Raw genomic sequence first — 20,666 nt, 5'->3', positions numbered from 1 at the left:
ATCAACGCACTCTAAAACCGGAAGGGCCGCTTAAGTCCGGCGGCTCTGAATAGCGCTGCGAGAAGAGATTAGCTGCGCAGGATCTTCTCCATGGCCTTGCCTTTGGCGAGCTCGTCAACGAGCTTGTCCATGTATCGAATGTTTTGTATCAGCGGGTCCTCGATGTCCTGCACCTTGTATCCGCAAACGCTCCCGGTGATAAGTGAGCGGGACGGGTTGAGATGTGGTGCCTGTTCGAAGAATTCCTCGAGGGTGCCCTTCTCCTCTCGCGCCCGCTCTAAGCCCTCAACTGAATAGCCAGTGAGCCAGGAGATAACTTCGTGGAGCTCGTTGACAGTCCTGCCTTTGCGCTCTACTTTGTTGACGTAGTGCGGGTAGATGTCGGCGAAGGGCACGGAAAAGATGCGGTGGGACATAGGGGCGCAGTATATCCATTGTTGCTGGTTTAGCCGTGCCACAGCGTGGAAATGGGCATTGCCCATAGGTTCTTGCCCATTGGTAGGACGTCTTTGCCCGTATACAGGACGATTCCTGCGCGGAAGGAAGCGCCTGCAACCTGCTGAAGATAGCGCAGGCCGGCAAAGTCTTTCGGCTGGATCGACATCGCAGCTTTGACTTCGATGCCAACGATGTCCCGGGATCGCGATTCCAATACGAGGTCCACTTCTTTGCCAGTGGACGTACGAAAGTGGAAGAGGCGATAGTCAATCGAAGACCAGGCCTTCTGCTTCAAGAGCTCGTTGGCGACGAAAGCTTCACAGATACCTCCAGTGATCGTGCTGGAGATATTCATCTCCAAAGCCTCTGGATCGAGTCCTGCAAGGCTTGTAGCAAGTGCGGTATCCGAAAGAAAGGCCTTGGGCTTAGAAATTGCCCGCTTCTCTAGATTGGTTCCCCAAGACGGCAACTGGTTGAGCAAGAATACGTCACTCAATGCAGTCACATAGGTAGGGACCGAGCGTTGAGGAATATCGAGCGCGCGCCCAATGTGTGCAGCTACAAGCTCCGCAGTTCCTTGTGCCGCCAACTTGTTGAGAAGATTGCTCAAGCGGTCGGGGAATTGAATGCCGTAGAGCTCGGCAGCATCCTTCGACAGTACTCGTTCAATGTAGGCGTCGAACCAGCGGTGCTGTCGCCGCCGGCTAGCATCTCTAAGCCCTGGGAAACTCGGTGTGCAGAAGAGCTGAAAGTAGTCACTCCGGGAAGGAGTAAACGTGGGATTCAGCCCTGAATCCCCTAATGACCACACCCGTCCGGCAAAGTCATCGTAGATGCCCAAGCGTTCACCCACGCTAAGGCCGTGAAGGCGGATTGTTTCTGCACGGCCAGCGAGCGACTCTTCAGCTCCTGTGAGACTGAGGAGATTCGACGACCCGGTGAGGATAAAGCGTCCTGGTCGTCGATCTTCTTCGAGTGCGCCTTTGATTGCGCGAAAGAGCTCGGGCGCGCGTTGAATTTCATCAATTGCTAGTGTCCCCTCGGGGATCTGCCTGACAAACCCGTCTGGGTCCTCTTGTGCAGATGCCAGCGAAGCGCTCTCATCAAGATTAAAGAACCTATGCTCTTTATCTTCGAGCAATTGATGAACGAGGGTGCTCTTTCCTACCTGGCGTGCGCCAGAAATGGTCAGCGCAGGCGTATCCGACAGGATTTCCTCCGCCAGATCTTGTGCGTTTCTATGTAGAAAAGAATCAGTCATGACAGTCAATCTACCTGCGATGTTGCGGTTCTGCAAGGCTCTCGTTGCCGTTTTGCAAAGAACTCATTGCCATTCTGCAATTCCCGCGTTGCCGTTCTGCAAGGGGGCCGTTGCCGTTCTGCAATGCTTGCGTTGCCGTTCGATCACGCTATGAAACGCCAAAAGAGGGCACCCCCTCAGCCGTCGTAAAGCAGCGCGAGGGGTGCCCTCTGTGGCGGGGCCTGGGGGAGGTGAGCTAGTTCAGTTAGTTCCAGGCGGGGGCATCGCCCAGCTGCAGCTCGGAGTAGCGCGCCTCCGGAACGGTGGCGGAGTAGGGCTTGCCTACGGCCTCCCATTCCTGGTCGGCGTTGCAGCGTACGTCCTGGCCGTCAGTGTCGAGCATGGTGAAGCCCCACACCAGCTTGCCCTGGGAGTTCGCCGGCAGAGTGTACGGGCCAACCTTTTGGTCGAGCTTCCAGTGCTGCTCGTGTACGTAGGTGAAACCGTAGGTCTGGGTCAGTACCTTGGCCAGTTCGCCCTCGCCCTTGATGGAGCCGGAGACCTCGATCGTCTGCGTGCGGGCCTGGGTCACGGTGTGGCTGACCGGCACGGGCTCATCGTTGCGGTTGGCCACGCTGGTGGCATCCGTCTGCTTGAACCAGCGGCGAGTGGCGGTGACGTAGGTGGCGTTCTCACCAGGCGTCGAACAGTGCGTGCCCGGCTTATGGTCCTCATTCCAACGCTGGGGCAGCTCGAAGTCCCCGCCGAAGTCCGCGGCGTGGGCAACGGGAGCGGCCGCCAGCAGGCTCAGCGCAGCGAAAGCGCTCGCGGCAGTGCGCGCGATGGACTTCTTCAGCACGACTTAGCCCCAATCGTTGTTGTCGCGGGTGGAGACCTCCACGTGGCGCTCCTTCGGCAAGGTAGCGGTGAAGGTCTCACCGTTGGCCTGCCAAGTGTTATCGGAACCGCAGATGGTCTTCTGGCCCTCAAAGTCGGAGACAACCCAGCCAGCGCGCATGACGGCGGTCTTGCCCGGGGCGATGTTGTACGGGCCGACCTGCTCGCCGACCTCGTAGGACTGGGAGTCGGTGTAGCTGGAGGAGAAGGTGAAGTTGATCAGATCCAGCAGCTTGAAGTCCACGCCGGCGGAAACGTTCCAGGTCTTGGTCTTGGTTTCCTTGATGGAGCGGGTCACCGGCAGCGGCTCGTCGTTGTAGTTGGAGATGGTCCAGGAGCCAGCGGAGCCATCGAAGTAGGTGCGCTTGATTTTCACGGTCTGGCCGGTATCACCCGGGTTGGTGCAGTGCTCACCAATGGTGGTCGGGTTAGCCGGGCCCAGGTCACGTGCCGGAAGAGCGTTGGCGGCCGGGGTAGCGATCAGGCCGCAGGCGATGGCCACGGCGGCGGTGGTGGAAGCAATCTTGGTCTTGAACATGTGGGTGTACTCCTTGGATGAAAAGTAGGGAAGTGCTTAGTAGATGGTTTGGGTTGGAACGGGAAGGTTGCGGTACTCCTCCGGGGTGACGTCCTCGGTGCGAGTGGAGCCGTCCTTGCCCGTGATGGTGGCCTCCGCCCAGAAGCCGCTGGGAGCGGTGGTCTGCTTGTAGTTGGAGGTCAGGCTGTATTTGCCGTCCTTGCCGCAGTGGATTTCGCGGTAATTGATCCGGGTCATAGTGGTGCCGTACTCCACGCGCACGCGCTCACCAGGGGCCAGGTCGATGTGCTGCAGCTCGGTTCCCACCGGCATGTAGGCGCGCTTGACCGCGCCGACGGATTCCAGCCAGCCCTTCGGGATATCGCCGCGGTTGCCCTGCCAGTTGGTGTAGGGGGCGTGCTCTGCGCCAACGACGAAGTCAGTAACCGGTGCATACTCATAGTCACCCTTGGACCAGTTGAGGAAGTCCGTGGAGTAGCCCGGCTTGCGGAAGGTCGGCGCCACCGCGGTGATATCCAGCGGGTACCAGGAGCTATCGCGACCCTCGCAGGTCTCGCCCTCCTTGGGCCAGGAGGGATCGCGCTGCAGTTCCTCGGAAGGCTGCATGATCTCATCCTTCTTCTGGTCCGCAATCTTCTCCAAGCTGGGGCCCGAGACAGAGGTGTAGTTGCCCTCGATGGGCTTGGAGTTCGCGCCCGGGGAGCGGGAAGGGATCTCCATGGCCAGGTCCGAAACGGAGCCGTCCGCCTTGATGATGTAGGCAAAGGCATAGCGCTCGGCCGGGCCCTTGCCGCGAATGACGTTGGCACCTGGCATGTTCTCTAGGCGGTCGTCGTTGCAGCCGACGAACATAGAGATGAAGTCCTTTTCCACCACTCCGTATTCCACGCGGAAGGACTCGCCCGGCTTGAGCGTGATAGGGCCGAAGGTTTCCTTCTCCTGCCAGCCGTTGCTCAGCTTCAGACCGATATCGGACTTGGCGGTGGTGTCCCACCCAGAGGGCATCGCGGCCTTGGAATTGGCCTCAATCTTGTGGTTGGTGCCCGTTTCCACCGAAGCGGTATAGGGCACTTCTTGGTCAGTGGTGTTCTTAAACTGCAGGGTGCCGTCGCTCAAGTAGCGCCGGCCGGTTTCGGCAAAGTGCCACTCGGGAGTGGCGTTGTCTTCACCTGCTGCGCTGCAGCTCTTGTAGAGGTTCGTGATGGGGTAAGCCTGTGGCATGGGCGGAATGTCGGCCGCCTGTGCCGCAGGGGTAATGCAGGCCGCGGCTGCCGCCAGCGGTGCAAGCGCACGCAGTCCCTTAATAAGCACCTGTGTACCGTCCTTATATTTTGTTAAAGAGTAAGGAAAGATTCATAAAATCTGGGTACATCTTAGGAGGCGCTGGGTAGTCCGGCAATAGGTTTGTGCGGGCCTTCAAGGAAAAGTTAGGGGTGTAAAGTAACTTCCTTCCAGCCTTTTGACCTTTCGTTCACAAACTTGTGATTACCCAATATGGAGGGTAGTCACACGCCGGGGAGGCGGCTTTTGTTCTTAGAACAGGTCCCAGATGGTAATGCCCAAAATGACTGAACCCAGGGCAAAGACAAAGTAATTCCATGGGTCATTCCGGAATTTCTTGTACTCCTTGACCTTGTGAAACATGTACACCGGCAGCAAGAAGATGAGAATTGCATCAAACACGCCGCCCACCAGGTAGATGAGATTGAGAATCGGCGGATTAAACACGGAGACCACAGTGCCGGTGATGAAAATGAAGACGTAGACAATGGTTAGCAATGTACGTCGGTTGAGCCGGTTTGCTGTGCGCGGAGCCAGTAGGCGAACCATGTAGGAGGTACCTTCTTCTGCGCCGAGCATTGTTCCAAAGTAGGAGGTCACGATGGCGAAGATGACGATTAACGGTGCCAACACGGCCAGCGCGTGAACTCCGGTGACATTGGCAAAGTAGGACAACACCGGAATGTTTTGCTCGGAAGCCTCCCGCATACCGTCAGCCCCCAGCGCCAAGACGCATGACCAGACAAAGAACATGGTGAAGATGACCAGCAGCGCGGCCGTGTAGAGCTCAATGCGCGAGACTCGCTTTTCGGTGTTCTTGCCGTAAGTGGATTGCATGTCCACTGACATTTGCGATAGCGCCGCCATGTGGGAGAAGGAGAAAGCCAGCACGGGGAGAATAAGAACGGCGCCGAGCAAGATATTTGGCCAGCTTCCGTCTTTGTAGTCCACGTCCAGGAAGGAATGAAAATCCCACTGGGGGATGAGGTAGATCGACGTTGCTGCAAGCGAAATGATGAGCGGATAAACCAGAATTTGTGCCAACCAGAGCATGGGTTTGCGCCCGATGGCGAAAATTCCGGTGAGGGTGCCCACGCACAGCACCGAAAGCACCCAGCGGTTGATGGAAGGTCCATGGAGCTGGTTAACAATGAAGCTATCAATGGCATTTGTTACGGAGATGGCATAGATGAACACCGTGGGGATGTTGGCCAGGGAGTACATCAATGCCACGAACAAACCTGTGTTGCGTCCAAGGTACTTGCGCACCAGTTCCAAGATGTCCAGCCCGTAGTCCTGGGCAGGGGCGCCGGCGACAATGCGGGCATAGGTTCGGTGGGAGAAATACACCAAAGGGAAAATGATCACCGTGGCGAAGGCGAGCGGCCAGAAGCCAAAGGCTCCTGCCTGTAGCGGCAGAAAGAGGATTCCGGCACCCATCGCGGTGCCAAAAAGCGCAAGAACCCAACTCAGCGCCGTGCCTTCGGACTTCGGTGGTGTGCTCGCAGGTTGTGTGGAATCCCCCAAGTCGGTGGTATGTGCAGTGGTGTCGGCTTTGGACGAAGTCATAAAATTCTTTCTAGTAATCGACGGCCTCGCGGACAATTGGGCAGGTCATACAGTGCCCGCCTCCTCGGCCGCGCCCCAGCTCTGCCGATCCGATCTCCACTACCTCAATGCCGGCGGCACGCAACTTGGCGTTGGTGTGTTTGTTGCGGTCATAGGCCACCACCACGCCGGGTTCGATAGCCACGACGTTGTTGGCATCATCCCACTGCTCACGGGCGGCAGCGTAGGTATCGCCGCCTGTTTCGATGACTTCGAAGGCGCCAATGCCCAGCGCCTTGGCGACGACCTCGAGGAAGGACTCGGTGGGCAGTTCGACGTCGAAAGGCGCCGTGCTTGTCGAAGGATGCAGGACTATCGGCCGGATGGTGTCTACCACCTTGGGGTAGGCGGTGACCTTGTCGGCGTCAAGGAACGTAAGCACGGTGTCGAGGTGCATGGAGGCGCGCTCCTTGGCCATGGCCGCAATGATGACCTTGGTGGCGGCGCCTTCCTCAAATAGGCGCATGGCCAGCTGACTTACGCCCTGCCAGGTGGTGCGCTCACCCATGCCTACCAGTACGATGCCCTTGCCAATCGGCATGATGTCACCGCCTTCCAGTGCCGCAAGCCCCGGTTCCTCATCGGTGTTGCCGTACCAGAACTTGAAGTCTGCCTGCGCAAACCGCGGGTGATAGTTATAAATAGCGCGGGTGAGCAGCGTTTCCTGGTGGCGCGCTGGCATACGCATGGGGTTAAGGGACACGCCGCCATAGATCCACGCCGAATTGTCCCGCGCGTACTGCGTATTGGGCAATGGGCGCAGCGCAAAAGCGGACGGCCCGTAGACCTCACGCATGGCGTCGATGGTGCCGTGACCCAGGCCCTTCGGGATTTCGGCGAAGGGTAGTCCGCCAATGAGGAGTTCGGCCAGGCGTGCAGTGGGCATCTCATTGAACCAGTGGCGCAGCTCGCCGCCAATGCCCGCACCCACATTCTTATCGAGGAGCTTGTAGTCGAGGATGAAATCCCGCCCACCCGGGGTGTCCAGGGTCTCTTCCAAAAGCTTGTGCATTTCCAGAACCTCGACACCGTAGCTGCGCAGCTCGGCGACGAACTCCGCATGGTGTTTCTTGGCTTCGTCGACCCAGAGGACGTCGTCGAAAAGCAGCTCAGCGCAGTTACTGGGGGTGAGCCGCTCGTGCGCGAGCCCGGGTGCGCACACCATGACTTGGTGGAGTTTGCCGACCTCGGACCAGACTCCTAACGGGGAAGCTGCCATGTTTCTGAAACCTTTCTTGACGCCTGCACGGCGCCATCCTGCAACGTGGTGAACTGGTTCACCGGAACTATTGGTCTGTGAACTACACGACAAGTTTATGGACGCCGAATATTTTTTCAAGCCTCGCGTGGGTGAAAGAAAGCCCACGTAGATGGAGGTTTTACGGCGCTCTGCATAATATTATTCACTTTTATTCATGTATTGCGGTGGGGGAGTGGGCGCACTCTTGCTGGGCTTGCCGACGCCCCACCCCTCCACCACTGCGACGACCCTAGCGGTGGCGGAGACCGCAGACCGACAGTGAGCCGGATGCATAACTTTGGGTGGGGTGGAAACTCTGCGCGAATATTAGGGATCGGGGTGCGGGGGGGTAGGCGTGGCGTGCAGCGCACGGGGGATCGGGGCGTTTCCGCTACTGCGAATCGAAGTCCTCAACAATGAGGCTTGCCGCATGCGCACGGAGGTAGTCGCGCATGTATGGCAAGGCGAAGTCGACTTCGCCGTGGCCCGTGGTGGTGATCATTTCGGCGTCGAGAAGCCGGCGGCGATAGTTGCCTACATAAGAATCAGTCTTATTGAAGCGTGCCTTGATATCCGCCATCTTGGCAGGGCCATCGCTTTGGGCCATGTAAACCAAAAAGCTTCGGTCGACAGTGGAGAGATCCGAGAGCGCGGGCTCATGAACAAGTTGGCCGAGCTTTCGCTGTGCTGTTGCGACTCCGCGTTGGGCAGCGTCGATAGAAATCTCGGTACCTCCGTCAGCGGTACGTTCCTTTTCCCTGAATGAGCACTGGCCGACTAGCTGAATCATGAATGGATATCCATGGCACGCCTCAACCGCGGTTTCCAAAGCGTCCTTTGACCATGAGGTGGCGGCGCTGTGAAGGGGTTCCTCCAGTGCTTCACGTACATCCGAATCGGAGACCCTGCCCAGCTCAATGCGGTTAGCGCGTCGAAGAAAGGTAACTGGATTGGTGTCGCCGCGACTGTTCAGCTTTCCGGAAAGTAGTGGTCTAATTGAGGATGGGATGCCTGCCATGACAACGGAAATGTCTTCACCTTCGCGAACCAGATGTTGAATCGTGGCGCCGAACTCTATGAGCTCTTGGCTTCGTTGGTGGTGCATTTCATCCAATGTCACGAGCACACCACCAGGCTCCTGGCGGGCTTTTCGGTCAAGCTCACGTTTATAGGCCAGTAAATCCTTTAACGCATTACGTAGCGAGTACGTTGATTCCGCAATGGCTCGCGTATCCCAGTTGAGCCCGCCTCCAATGCCGAGGATGGAGACGTTGAGGCCTTTGAGCTGCTTCCTGTCTTTAGTCAAGAGTTGAATGATGCTGCTGCGCAAGCGTTCAACGAAACCGGCCGTTGCAGTGTCGCTGAGGGTGAGCCAACCGCGCGTGAGTGCTTCGTCTTCGAAGGCGTTAAGAAGGACTGTCTTTCCGATGCCGCGAGGGCCGATGATGAGCGAGATCCTCTCATGGGCGCCGGGGCCCTCATCGAGCGCGAAACCGAAATCACGAATGGCATCACTGCGGCCAACCAGCAATGGGGGAGTGGCGCCGAGGGTAGCCGTAAAAGGGTTGGTGTGTTTCGGATTCATGGCACTCACTCTAGACCACAAAGCTTTTGAAGTCTTGTGAAGTTTATGAAGTTTTTGAATTTTTTGAAGTTTATGAAGAGCTGTGAAGTTTGAAAGAGGGGCCGCACCGATAAGCAATGGGAAGTGGCGGCGCGGCCCCGGAGTGATAGGGAAGAAGGGCGGATTCCCAGCCTTCCGTGTAGGGGCATCGTTGACATTAGGGCTGGGGCTGGACATCGTTGCGAATGATTCGAACGCGCGGGTCGAACGTCCAGTCGGGCGAAACGGCAAGCTAGCACGTGCTTGGTTAACAGCATTCATGAGCCACGTACTGTAAACGTATGACTCAGGATGCTTTGAAACCTATATCGGAACTGCCCCGTGGCGAGTTTGCCTTCCCCGGCCCGCTTCGCGACGCCCTCGTTACCGCCATCCTGAACGGCACGAAAACCACCACGTCATCCTTGCTGGTTGAGCACCCGCGCGGCCGCGACCCGCGCGAGGATGTGGGCACCCTAGAGGCCGTCCTCGACTCACACGACAACGTGGTGTGCGTCATCCGTACCACCGAGGTCGAGGTCCGCCGGCTTGCCGACGTCAGCGACGAGCACGCCATCGCCGAGGGTGAGGGCTACGCCGACGCCAGCGACTGGCGCGCCGGGCACGAGCAGTTCTGGCGTTCACCCGAGTTCGTTGAGTACATCGGAGAGCTAGATATCAACGATGACACTCAGGTGGTGTGTCAGCGTTTCACCGTTGATGGGCGGTACCCGGTTAGGGCATTGGAGCCGTGGGATTCCTGAAGGGACATGCCCGTGGTCTAGGCGTTTTCGTAGCTCGTGCCCAGCGGTAAGCATCTGGACTATGAATGTTCATCTAGATTTTGCCTCAAGGTCGGGGAACCTCTAGCCGCGTTAGGCAGAATGCCTCTATGCGCAATCGTCACACCATTCTTGCTTTGACTGCTCTTCTTTCTCTCAACGCATCTAACGCTATCGCTGCTGAATCGGACCCAGGTCAGGCGGCAGTAGCGACCGGAGACGTTGTCTACTTCCAGGACATGAAGGAGTTTGAGCCCCGAGCCTGGGATGACGGGAGCCACCAAGGCGGCATCGCCTACCTAGCAACTGCCCTTGAGAATATCCGCCAAGAAGAAGGCGACCCTATCGTCGCCTTTGGTGGAGAACTTGCTGCCGGCAGCCTATTCGGCTCAGTCTTTCGCGGTGAGCCATTTGTCGAGGCTTTTAACGAACTCGGCGTGGACGTCGGCAACTTTGGCAACCACGACTTTGATTACGGCGTGGACCATACTCGTAGCCTTATCGAAAAGGCCGAGTTTCCGTGGATTTCCAGCAACCTGACTACCCAGAATGGCGAGCCGATCAGCGATGACGGGACCACCTTCACTGCTAAATCCGGTGAACTCACCGTCGGGTTTGTTTCTCTTACTGCCGACCTTGATCGAACCGTAGCTGCCAAGGATGTCGTGACGGGGGACTTCGCTGAATCCGCACGCGCCGGGGTTAACAAGCTCCAAGAAGAAGGCGTTGATGCGATCGTTTTGCTGAGCCAGATCTCAAAAGAAGACACCACTCGGGTAATGGAAGAGATTCCCGAGCTTGCAGCAGCGCTGCGTGAAGAAAACGAGGCGCAATCACCGGAAGAAGTAACCTACACCGCAGATGATCGGCCGATTATCGCACCGCGTGCTGATTATGGAACGTTGGTTCACCTCGACGTCACCGTTGACCGTTCCACGCAGAAGACCACGGTGAAGGTAGTGAACCATCCGGTCAATCCATCGCTTCCTGCTAACGAAGAGTGGAAGGCACGCAGCGAGAAACTCTACGGTGAATTAGACCGTCAACTGGGCGAGCAACTTGGTACTGCGACGCAGGCTTTATCAAAAGCAGAACTAGGCCCGTTGGTAGCGGATGCATACCGCGAACATTTCGATACTCAGCTCGGATGGCAGAACGGTGGCGGCCAGCGTGCTGACATGAAAGAAGGGACCTTGACCCGTCGCGATGCGCAATCGGTGCTTCCTTTCGGTAACTCACCAATCGCGATTCAAGCAACGGGCGCACAGATTAAAGATGCACTGGAAAAGGGTATTGAATCTAATCCGGATGGTGGGAATGGCTTCCCACGGACTGCCGGATTCACGTTTGATTACGACATGAATGCGCCATTCGGTGAGCGCGTCAGGGCGATAAAGCTCGATGATGGCACGTCAATGGACATGAATTCCACGTACTCACTGGCCATTAGCAATTACGTGGTGAATGGTGGCGACAAGATCGATTCATTCAGCGATGCGCGTGTTACTTCTACTGGCACGGCAATCGACGTCGATGTCTTCTCCGAGTACATCAAGCGGCATGGTGAGCTCTCACCTTTGAAGACTCCTGATGAGCCAAACGATCCAGCAGACGGTGGGAAGACAGAAGAATCATCGATTGGTTCTTCGCGTGGAGCAGCCGTTGCTATCGGGGTGATCGCTGCACTGGCGGGTGCTTTCATTGCGTTCACTCCCAAGTCTGTACTGGATGGGATTGTTCGCTATCTGAAGACCTTCTTGCCGGGCTCGTGGCAACTAAATCTTCCTTCGGATCACTTCCCCTTGCAGGGACTGCATCAATAACCAGGGTATTTCAGTTCTACGGAGTCATTCCCACGTACCAAAAGAGTGGCTGAGCTGCGAGTGATAAGTTGAGCTTCTTCGTCAATGTGGCATAGACCTTGATGAGGTAATTCTTTTTATCAGCCCAGTCGATACACCTCGTAGTCGCCCGGCACTCCTGCGCCGGGGACGTGCTGAAGTCCGAGCTTCAATGCTAGGGCAATCGACGCTTCATTAGTGGGGTCGATTATCGCAACGACTGGGAGCTGCGGGAAACGCTCGCGCGCATTGGCAACCGCAGCGGCTGCGGCCTCCTTGGCATAGCCCTGGCCTTGCGATTCGGGTGCGAAGCGGTAGTAGAGGTTGAGCACTTCCTCACCGGCTTCTTCGCTATGACGCACGCCGGTAAAGCCAATGGTCGTTCCATCGTGAGTGGACACCACGTAGTAGCCCAGCTGTTTTTCACTCCAATTCTGTTGCCACGAGCGTGCCAGCTCCGCGGCTTCCTCCCTAGTCTTCATAGCCAATTCAGGGCGGTGCTCGTAGGTGCGGGCGTCCGAATGAATGGCAAAGATGGCGTCAATATCGGCATCTGTAGGCACCGACAATGCGAGCCGTGGGGTCTGGAGGGCGAAATCCTGATTCATAGGGGTTCCTTTCATTGAAATTTACAGGACTCCCAGGTTATCCAATCACGCGGTGAAACCCCTTCAATTCCCATCAAACTCATCTGCTTAGTGTCCACTAAACGAGGGTTCCTCACGATCAGCACGCATGTAATACATGTGCATGCAGTGAAGGACTATCGGTCCAGGGGACGTGGCCGATTTTCCGCCCCTCTTCGTCAAGGAGAACTCCCGCCCTCTTGTGGTGTTGCAGGAGGATGCTGCGGCTGACTACGCGAGTCGGTAAGCCGCGGACTACGTCAGATTCCACTTCGTTGGCTTGGCTGAAGGACCTTAGCCATAAGATGACGTAGAGGTTTGCTTCCCCACCTACCAGTGTTGTACACAAGCGCGCGTCTGGAAAGGTCTTGATCTTCGTGACTACCTCGTCGAGCTTAGCCGGCGGGACCAGCAGCCATAGGGCCAGCACCCCAGGCCATTCGTCGTGGAGCGGTGCAGCCTCCACTCGCTGGATAAGGACCCGCCGTGAGAGGAACTGTTTAACAATCCGTCGGGCCTGTGGGTTACCGAGACCCAAAGATGAAGCAATACGCGAGGCGCCGGCTCGTCCATCGCATTCCAACACACGAAGCGTCTTTTCCACGCGTTCGTCGAACTCTACTTCCGGGAACTTGTATTGGTTGGGCGATTTTTCGATTCGGCCAAGGGTGCCGCTGTTCCACTGAGCACCTTCAATCTGGACATCCGACATTAGTGAAATGATTAGTTCGGATATGCCCTCGACCTGTCCTATGGACACATTGAGTACTGGGCGCACGCGGCTCTTGTCAGGAACAAAGACTATGAGCTGAATCTGGTACGCGCCGGTCATCTCACTTACCGACATCACTTCTGGGACCTGACAAAGTTGCTTGGCGACCGCTTCGACGAACCCTGGCTGGCATTTGACCCGCACGCTGAAGCACATCAACCCACGGACCCTATTTGGGTAGGTAGCGATCCAACCGGCTCCCGACTCCACCAGAGCGTGCCAATGTCGCCTCACCGTGGGGCCACTTACCCCAATTGTCCGCGCAATTTCCGCCCAGGGCGCGCGGGGATTGCGTTGAAGGGCATCAAATACCGCGAAGTCCAATTCCGACATCATGGTCTTTCCAGGATCTATCCCAGAGTCCATACCGAACATATTCTCCTGTTTTTAGACGTCATTCAAACAAATAGAGCTTTCAGAAAGTTTATTTAAATAACATACCTCGACAATGTGATCCATGGCATTAACTTGCGCGGATTGCATCTATGTCTCATTTCCGTTTGTCAAGGAGTTCCATGTTTGAGCAAGAGCCGTCTTCGACCAACATCAAGGACTTAGTAGATTCGCTGCAAAGCTACGCCAACCAATTTGCCGACAACCTCGCCGACGTTGCCAAGGATCTGTGGGATCACCCTGAAATCCGTTTCACCGAGTACCACGCCGCTAAGCGCCTTACCGCTGAGTTAGAGGACGCCGGGTTCGAGGTCACCCGCGGTTTCGGAGGCCTTGAAACGGCCTTTGTCGGCAAATGGTCTTCGGCCAGTGCAACCGCCGACTCGCCAACACTGGCAGTCTTTTGTGAGTACGACGCCTTGGAAGAGGTAGGCCACGCCTGCGGCCACAACATCATCGCAGCAAGCGGCTTGGGCGCAGCGAAAATCGCTAAGGCAGATTTGGAAGCCGATGGGAAGACGGGCGCTCACTTGGTGGTTATCGGCAGCCCCGGTGAAGAGGGCGGGGCAGGTAAGGTCCCGTTGATCGAGAATGGGGTGCTCGAGGGGGTTGACTACGCCGTAATGATCCACCCGAGCAACGAGGAGAAGGTCGGGGGAGGGAGCCTTGCTCGCGTCGCTCTCGATGTTGAGTTCAAGGGCAAGGCCAGCCATGCCGCGGCTGCGCCGGAAGACGGGCGTAACGCACTCGACGCAGCAACTCTCTCGCTAAATGCGATCGGCCTTCTCCGCCAGCAGATCAAGGATGATATTAGAATCCACTCGATCATCACTAACGGTGGGCAAGCACCAAATGTAATTCCTGAGCTAACTGGAATTCGGACTTTCGTGCGTGGATCGGACTCCGATTATCTTCTCGAGAGCGTTGTTCCGCGCGTTAAGAATTGCTTCGAAGCTGGCGCTCTTGCCACCGACTGCACTGTGAGCATCACCTCGACTACTCCGCCCTATCTTTCGCTGAAGTCGAACCCGACTCTGGTCACCATCGCTGAAGCAGCGTTTTCGGCTGTTGGGCGCCAGACTACTCCGAACGGACTGTTCTCTGGGTCTACAGACATGGGCAACGTTAGCCAAGTAGTCCCTGCTATCCACCCAATGATCCGCCTGACCCAGGATGCCCCGCCTCATACCCGTGAGTTCGCAGCAGCTGCCGATGGTCCTGATGCAAAGAAAACGATCATCGACGGCGCTTTGATTCTCGCCGCCACCTTGCTAGCCGGTTTCCGCGACCCCGAAGTCGTGGAAGAAGCGAAGCGAACTTTCAACGAATAACACCCCAGCAAACTAAGTAAGGAGTGGCTATGTCTAGCGCTAGCTCCCACTCATCGCCGGTCACCCAAGAAAGTGCGGAAAAGTCATCCACACGCTCGACTCGTCAGTTCGGTCGAGATGTTCTCCGTACGATCGAGAAGGTCGGCAATGCCTTGCCAGATCCCTTCCTGCTTTTTGTAATTCTGGCGTTAGCAGTCATGGTAATGTCTGCGATAGGCCATGCTTTCGGAGGTTCGGTCACCCACCCAGGAACCGGGGAAGACGTCCATATTCGTAGCCTTCTGTCGGGTGAAGGCATCGAGTACATCCTGACTTCGATGCTGGAGAACTTCACCGGTTTTGCGCCCCTGGGACTAGTCCTAGCCGTGATGCTCGGCATTGGCTTGACCGAGCAGGTCGGCTACATTCAGCACGCCGTGCAAAAGACCGTTCGTCGAGTGCCCTTCGCGGCCCTCCCTTACGCGGCGGTTTTCATTGGAGTGATCGGCAACCTCGCTTCCGACGCTGCGATGGTTGTCATCCCGCCCTTGATCGGGATCGTCTTTCACCACGCGGGAAGAAATCCCATTGCCGGTGTCGCTGCAGGCTTCGCCGGTGCGGGCATTGGTTTCACCGCAAACCTCTTTGTTGCCGGTACTGATGCACTGCTGGCGGGAATTACCACCGAAGCCGTGAGAATTGTCGACCCAGAGGCGCATGTAACAGCCGTTGCAAACTGGTACTTCAACGTTGTGTGCGTCTTCGCCCTTACGCTCGTTGGAGGACTCGTCACTACCTATGTCACCGAAAAGCGCCTCGGTAAGTACGAAGGTTCAATAAACGCCGAGGAGCTAGAGGAAGAGACAAAGGAAAGCGACAGAGCCCTGCTATTTTCTTCTGTCCTGGGGACGGCGTACATCGTACTAATTGCGGTAGTCGTATTGCTCCCCGATAGCCCACTCCGGGGCGAAAACGGGGCAATCATCGATTCCCCGTTCATGTCGGGCATCATTCCGATCATACTCGGCTTCTTTATGCTCCTCGGCACTAGCTACGGCATCCTGATGGGGAAGATTAAGGACTCCAAGGATCTGTCGTCATATATGGCAGAGGGTATTTCCGGAATGTCCGGCTACATTGTAATGGTCTTTGCCATCGCGCAATTCATCAAGTACTTCGAGTGGTCGAACATCGGTATCTGGCTAGCGGTCAACGGTAGTGATTTCTTAAAAGAAATTGGTTTTACCGGAATCTTCCTGATTATCGGATACATCGTGTTCACAGCCCTGCTCAACTTGATCATTCCGTCAGGCAGCGCCAAGTGGGCATTGGAAGCGCCGGTTTTTGTTCCACTCTTTATGCAATTGGGTTATCACCCTGGCTTCATCCAGGCGGCCTATCGTATGGGCGATTCCTCCGCGAACATGGTGACACCGGTATCCCCTTACCTACCGATCGTCCTGGGGTATATCCGTCGGTACGACAAGAGTGCGGGTGTGGGCACATATATCAGCATCATGCTGCCCTATACGATTGCGTTCTTCTGTACCTTCTTGGCCGTCTTCCTTGTATTCTTCGCGTTAGAAATACCCTATGGCCCAGGCGTAACCGCTCACCTGTAGTAGGACAGTGTGGTGTAGTAAAATACCGGACGATAGATCCCCGGTCGGGCCTCTTCCCCCTTGCGGGGGACGCCCGCCCTCACTTATTAACCTCGGAGAATCGCTGTGCCGTGTATAGGGTTGCGCATCGCTACAGTTTCTTCCTCAACCTTTCGAGTGTTGCTTCGATCCGCTTTTTCTCGATCTGCGGGTCCGTGATCTGGATAAACTCGGAGTCTTCAATTTTGTCCCCGCGACGGCGATTTTGAGGTGGCTCTAGTCCCTCGATGAGGATTGCTTCCATAGTCTCTGTGATGAGATCTGGAGTTACGTGTTTCGTGGAGATTTCCCTCAAACCTCCGCTTTCGCTAACTGGGCGAAGGCCGAACCACGAGAACCGGTCCCATCGAGCTGTTAGACGGTCCCTCGTGTGTGCACGGAGACGATTTCCTAGGCTCTCTTTGGCGGCCCGTCCGACATATACAGTGCGTTCGCCTTGATAAAGAATGTAAATTCCTATCTGTTGCGCAAAATCAATTTCCTGGCCACCACTGATCTGCGTTCCTAGGAGAACAGGAGTAGTGGCGTCCCAAGCTACTTCATCACGACGCCAGTACATGCCAAACGCATTGATGATTCCGTTTGGTACATCACTGTCAATATCCTGAGGCGACAGTTCTACTGTTTCTGATACTTTTCCTGATGATCTTTCCTCTGCTTTAAGTTCGTGGAGTCGGTCGGTCAGAAAATAGGTGCCTCTATCAATCCGTGTGACCTGGTCCGTCATGAATCCAAGTTGAGCGGCTACCGTGTTAGCCGGTGTAGCTCCGACCTTCTTTCGTAAACCTTCGTCTACTACTGTTTGTGCAATTTGGGAATAGTGAAGGGGCTCGGATGCAGCTTCGAGGACGGAAATTATGACAGATTTCCATGAAGGATCTGGCATGAAAGTTTTCATCCTTTCAACGAGTGAAAAATGTATGCCTTGGCGATTTTAGCTTCAGCGGTTCCCTTTATTTTGTGGTGGTGCATTCTCGATTGTGCTGCGGTGGTCCCAAGATGCTTGAATTGTGGCTCCTCGGTTCCCCTTCAACGTCAACGAGAGACGGGAACCTCGACTAAGCCGTTTTACCCAATCTGCACGCGTGTGGTGCAGTCAATCTTGGCGTAGGGGCGTCCCTTTTTATCAACGCTGGTCATTGCGTAGTTTCCGCCGTAGGCGCGGCAACCGGTGTAGTTATCCACCGGATTGCTGGGCGCCGGTGCAGCCGGTGCTTGGTAGGCGGGGGCAGCTTGCTGGGCTTCCTGCTCCGCGCGACGGGCTGCCTCCGCGGCCTCTTGTTCGGCACGGCGAGCTGCTTCTTCTGCTTCACGTTGCGCGGCCTCTGCAGCTTCACGCGCCGCTTCTTCCTCGGCGCGTTTCTTTTCGCGTTCTTCATTGGCAAAGGAAATCTCGTGATCCAAAGCTTCTTTTCGCACAGCGGCGTCCTTCTTTAGCTCTTCGAGAAGCTTTGCTTGTTCCTTGCCAAACGCTTCTTTCTGAAACTCAGACTGCTCCGCCATGGCCTTCTCCAACTTGGTTACGGCTAACTTGGCGGTGGCTAGGCGGGAGGCATGGCTACGAGCCTTGTCGAGCTGTTCGTCATTCCAAACGTCATCGAAGTGGAACTGCTGCGCCCCATTCACAGCGGAGCGTGCGTCCTGGTAGGACTGGTAGGCGCTGTCATCACCAAAGACGCATTCCGGGCCGGCCGAGTTGATTCCTTTGCCCGCAGCACGGGCTCGGTCGGCTGCGGCAGAGACCTCCGAGAAGAAACGAGTGTTTCCGCCCACCTTGATCGGAACAGCGAAACCCTCCTCAGCAACGGAAGCATTGACCAGTGATCCTTCCTTGAATACACCGGCCAACGTGCGGCCGTATTTGTCCTCGCGTTCAGCGTCGTACTCCAGTGTCACTACCGTGCCCACTGGCAGTAGGCCAGACAAGTATTGCTTAGATTCCTCGGCCAAGCACTCTTTGCCCATCTCCGGGGTATCGATATTGAGTAGGCGAACGCGTGTGGTCTCACCGCCTTGCACTACATCGATGGTGTCGCCATCGATGACGTTGTGAACCGTAATGACGTCATCGGAAGAGTCTGGCCCTAATACGGCGTAGGCACCGTAACCCACTCCACCGGCGGCTAACAGCCCAGCGACAACCTTGAAAAATCCCATATCAGGAACCCCACGAGAGAAAGAGAGTAACAAGAACAACAGGAGTATACATGTCGGGTGGGAAACGGAGGTAGGGGAGCTGCAAACTCCGAGCCCGAATCGTAGTCGACCTGTGAACCTAGGTCTGGCGGTCGTCGGGGCGCCCAAGACCGGATGAACAAGTCCTAGTTAAAACCACGAGTGAGCCGCCGAGAAAACTAGCTTCCTTAGTGCTCCTGTGCAGGCGCTACTTCATCTTGGCCTGGTTCCTCAAGGGCTTCTTCCTCGAAGAATGAGGAGTCCTCGACAGCGTTTCCTTCACTGACATCGCGTTGAACCGTCTTCTTCAGAGCACCCTCAATGAGTACACAGATCGATTCTCTTCGACGTTCAAAGAAGGTATCAAAGTTGTCACTGCGCAGTGCTTCGGGCGAAATGAGGTGTCCGCGGAGAACGTCGTCCACGCCGTCAGCATCGAAGCCAGATTCGCTCTCAACCTTGGACAAGTATGCCGACGGTGCAACGCCGCCGATGACACGGTTGGTGCGTGCGCTCAGCGTCGTCTTGTTGACGATGGACTCGCGGCGCTCGTTATCGATTTCGTTTTTCTTGCACCAGTCCTGAGGGAAAATATGGTGAATGTCCACGGCCATGTCCCTGTACTGGAATGCGCCGAATTGTTTTCCTTCGACCCAGTCTGTTGAGCCCTGCGCCATGATCAGTGCTGCAATGCCCTTGTAGGCCGCGGCATTGCGGGTACGCAATGAGTGAAGGCGAGATTCAGCAAAGGTAGCGTCCTGCACGGTGCGCGGGGCGGTAGTTTCTTCACCGATCGCCCAAGCAGGTACCCCTTCGAGGTCACGTACGAAGCGCGTCTCAATGGCAGAGCCATAGAGCTCGCCCAAGACTCCGCTCCAGAACCACTGTGTGATCTTTTCTTTCACGTGGTGCTTGTCTGCTTCTTTGCCAAGAACAACAGCGATGGCAGCAAGTGGAACCAATTGCTTCGGGTAGGGGACATCCCTGAACCGATAGATGTGCAGGTCCGCGAGGAAGCCTGCTACCCAGATGAATCCTTGACGCAGCGCGTCGCGCCAGGTGAGGTAGTCGTTCAACTCAAGCTTTAGTACGTCTTCCCTCTTGGCAGACAGGCCGACTTTGCGGCCTCCCGATGAATGCTTACTCCGATCAAGAGTCGTCAGCATCGTGATTGCTTGGAGGAAGTCAGTGTTCTCCACCTTGTGGAGGACGTCATGTTCTTTCCACAGTTCCTTAGTCTCCACCCAGTCATCGTTGAGGCGGAAATCGCGCTGGTACTTGTCGTAGTACTCCGCATCGCCTGCAAACACCGCTGTGAGGAGCTCAAAAACGTTGAGTGGGAGCCCGCCAACATTGACCTTTTCGAAGACGGTAGCCACAGCCGCTTTGTCCGTCTGCTTGTCCAACTCAATTGCGGGAATCTTGTATTCGTTGACCTGACGGAGAATCCCATCGCTGAATGCGGTCATGAGTTCCGTGTTGCCTAGCTTGCCGAACCATTCGAAAAGTCCCATCTGATCAAGCAGCAGCGAAACGGGAATGTAACCTGCTTCGTGTTGTTTCTCCATGCTGCTGAGATCAAGAACGATGTCACGGTTGAAGTTGGTTCGAATAACGCCATCGGCAGGTACGGAAATCACTGCTTCATCCAGCTCGAAGGGGTCTTCAATAGACCGCTGGATATTGATGAAATACCTGCGGTCGAGGCGTTTACCACGTGAGTCTTTAGTGTGAACAACGCCATCGCCTTTGAGAGCCTGGGTGAGCGAAGTTAGTCGTTGCTGGCCATCGAGAAGCAAGAATTTGGGCTCGGAAGTAGCCGTAGCCTCAGTGCTTTCGATGGGGCGTGGCTTGAACCTGACAGAGGAGTTCCCAGTTTCCAACAGCATGATGATGCCCAGCGGGTGTCCACGGAAAATGGTGATGAGGAGTTGGCGGACACGCTCGTCTTCCCACTTATACTTTCGCTGGAAATCAGGGAGCTGGATCTCTCCGTTTTCTGTAGAGCGCATCAGTGCCGATAGTTGGTGCATGTTGGTGTTGAAACCCACCGGAGCCTCCTCTGTAGCAAATAGTCTTTTCCAGCATGCCCCAAAAGCTCAAGGACGGAGGAGAAAATGGGGCAGGTTTTGTGAAACCAGCTCCCGCTAAAGCGTTCGTGAGTCAGCGGAACATTCCAACCTGGTTCCTGTACAAAGCTCTATTGGAAGGGTGCTGTGTTTAACTATTACCGGCTCTTCCGGTTTCGGGGTGCGTAGCGG

17 protein-coding genes are annotated in these 20,666 nt (G+C 56.1%); 4 read left to right on the top strand and 13 right to left on the bottom strand.

From position 1 onward, the window contains the following. Nucleotides 1–68: 68 nt before the first annotated feature. The 8 genes from HMPREF3056_RS05915 to HMPREF3056_RS05880 all read right to left on the bottom strand — a co-directional run bounded on the left by HMPREF3056_RS05915 (nucleotide 69) and on the right by HMPREF3056_RS05880 (nucleotide 8,827). Nucleotides 69–416: a DUF2200 domain-containing protein gene (locus HMPREF3056_RS05915; RefSeq protein WP_070754342.1), complete on the bottom strand. Its 348-nt coding sequence runs from the start codon at nucleotides 414–416 to the stop codon at nucleotides 69–71. A 29-nt stretch (nucleotides 417–445) separates the two neighbouring features. After that, nucleotides 446–1,699: an ATP-binding protein gene (locus HMPREF3056_RS05910; RefSeq protein WP_070754341.1), complete on the bottom strand. Its 1,254-nt coding sequence runs from the start codon at nucleotides 1,697–1,699 to the stop codon at nucleotides 446–448. Between the two features lie 244 nt (nucleotides 1,700–1,943). Further along, on the bottom strand, nucleotides 1,944–2,537 hold the full coding sequence (locus HMPREF3056_RS05905) for a hypothetical protein (RefSeq protein WP_070754340.1): 594 nt from the start codon (nucleotides 2,535–2,537) through the stop codon (nucleotides 1,944–1,946). Between the two features lie 3 nt (nucleotides 2,538–2,540). Further along, nucleotides 2,541–3,113, bottom strand: a complete 573-nt coding sequence (locus HMPREF3056_RS05900; RefSeq protein WP_070701197.1) for a hypothetical protein — start codon at nucleotides 3,111–3,113, stop codon at nucleotides 2,541–2,543. Nucleotides 3,114–3,149: 36 nt separating this feature from the next. Further along, the gene (locus tag HMPREF3056_RS05895) at nucleotides 3,150–4,424 is read right to left on the bottom strand and encodes a hypothetical protein (protein ID WP_070754339.1); all 1,275 of its coding nucleotides are present in this window, start codon (nucleotides 4,422–4,424) and stop codon (nucleotides 3,150–3,152) included. A gap of 222 nt (nucleotides 4,425–4,646) precedes the next feature. Beyond that, the gene (locus HMPREF3056_RS05890; RefSeq protein ID WP_070754338.1) at nucleotides 4,647–5,963 is read right to left on the bottom strand and encodes an amino acid permease; all 1,317 of its coding nucleotides are present in this window, start codon (nucleotides 5,961–5,963) and stop codon (nucleotides 4,647–4,649) included. Nucleotides 5,964–5,973: 10 nt separating this feature from the next. Further along, nucleotides 5,974–7,221: an arginine deiminase gene (locus HMPREF3056_RS05885; protein ID WP_046649198.1), complete on the bottom strand. Its 1,248-nt coding sequence runs from the start codon at nucleotides 7,219–7,221 to the stop codon at nucleotides 5,974–5,976. 412 nt (nucleotides 7,222–7,633) lie between these two features. Further along, nucleotides 7,634–8,827 carry an ATP-binding protein gene (locus HMPREF3056_RS05880; protein WP_080975097.1) on the bottom strand — a complete coding sequence of 398 codons (1,194 nt, stop codon included), beginning with the start codon at nucleotides 8,825–8,827 and terminating at the stop codon, nucleotides 7,634–7,636. 320 nt (nucleotides 8,828–9,147) lie between these two features. Here HMPREF3056_RS05880 and HMPREF3056_RS05875 point away from each other — a divergent pair, with 320 nt between their 5' ends. Together HMPREF3056_RS05875 and HMPREF3056_RS05870 are read left to right on the top strand one after the other, a co-directional pair. Next, a complete protein-coding gene (locus HMPREF3056_RS05875) occupies nucleotides 9,148–9,609 on the top strand; it encodes an ASCH domain-containing protein (RefSeq protein WP_046649199.1) in 462 nt (153 codons plus the stop codon). A gap of 128 nt (nucleotides 9,610–9,737) precedes the next feature. Further along, entirely contained in the window at nucleotides 9,738–11,450 is a 1,713-nt protein-coding gene (locus HMPREF3056_RS05870) for a bifunctional metallophosphatase/5'-nucleotidase (protein ID WP_046649200.1), read from the top strand. A 119-nt stretch (nucleotides 11,451–11,569) separates the two neighbouring features. On the opposite strand, the gene HMPREF3056_RS05865 is transcribed toward HMPREF3056_RS05870, so the two are convergent. Next, the gene (locus tag HMPREF3056_RS05865; protein ID WP_046649201.1) at nucleotides 11,570–12,076 is read right to left on the bottom strand and encodes a GNAT family N-acetyltransferase; all 507 of its coding nucleotides are present in this window, start codon (nucleotides 12,074–12,076) and stop codon (nucleotides 11,570–11,572) included. Nucleotides 12,077–12,194: 118 nt separating this feature from the next. Then, the gene (locus HMPREF3056_RS05860) at nucleotides 12,195–13,241 is read right to left on the bottom strand and encodes an Lrp/AsnC family transcriptional regulator (RefSeq protein ID WP_070680343.1); all 1,047 of its coding nucleotides are present in this window, start codon (nucleotides 13,239–13,241) and stop codon (nucleotides 12,195–12,197) included. 140 nt (nucleotides 13,242–13,381) lie between these two features. On the opposite strand from HMPREF3056_RS05860, the gene HMPREF3056_RS05855 reads away from it, so the two are divergent. Further along, nucleotides 13,382–14,590, top strand: coding sequence for a M20 family metallopeptidase (locus tag HMPREF3056_RS05855; protein WP_070754337.1), 1,209 nt, complete (start codon nucleotides 13,382–13,384; stop codon nucleotides 14,588–14,590). 29 nt (nucleotides 14,591–14,619) lie between these two features. Beyond that, the gene (locus HMPREF3056_RS05850; protein ID WP_070754336.1) at nucleotides 14,620–16,191 is read left to right on the top strand and encodes an AbgT family transporter; all 1,572 of its coding nucleotides are present in this window, start codon (nucleotides 14,620–14,622) and stop codon (nucleotides 16,189–16,191) included. A 130-nt stretch (nucleotides 16,192–16,321) separates the two neighbouring features. Here the strand turns inward: HMPREF3056_RS05850 and HMPREF3056_RS05845 are convergent, their stop codons facing one another. The 3 genes from HMPREF3056_RS05845 to HMPREF3056_RS05835 all read right to left on the bottom strand — a co-directional run bounded on the left by HMPREF3056_RS05845 (nucleotide 16,322) and on the right by HMPREF3056_RS05835 (nucleotide 20,417). Continuing rightward, complete coding sequence (locus HMPREF3056_RS05845; RefSeq protein ID WP_070754335.1) at nucleotides 16,322–17,116, bottom strand: HTH domain-containing protein; 795 nt, start codon at nucleotides 17,114–17,116, stop codon at nucleotides 16,322–16,324. Between the two features lie 182 nt (nucleotides 17,117–17,298). Next, on the bottom strand, nucleotides 17,299–18,387 hold the full coding sequence (locus tag HMPREF3056_RS05840; RefSeq protein ID WP_070754334.1) for a thermonuclease family protein: 1,089 nt from the start codon (nucleotides 18,385–18,387) through the stop codon (nucleotides 17,299–17,301). 206 nt (nucleotides 18,388–18,593) lie between these two features. Then, nucleotides 18,594–20,417, bottom strand: coding sequence for a GmrSD restriction endonuclease domain-containing protein (locus tag HMPREF3056_RS05835; RefSeq protein WP_246822471.1), 1,824 nt, complete (start codon nucleotides 20,415–20,417; stop codon nucleotides 18,594–18,596). Nucleotides 20,418–20,666 lie beyond the last annotated feature (249 nt).

Source organism: Corynebacterium sp. HMSC056F09, from assembly GCF_001815785.1.
In the GTDB taxonomy this organism is placed as follows: domain Bacteria; phylum Actinomycetota; class Actinomycetes; order Mycobacteriales; family Mycobacteriaceae; genus Corynebacterium; species Corynebacterium hiratae.
This window is presented reverse-complemented; position numbering and strand designations above follow the sequence as displayed.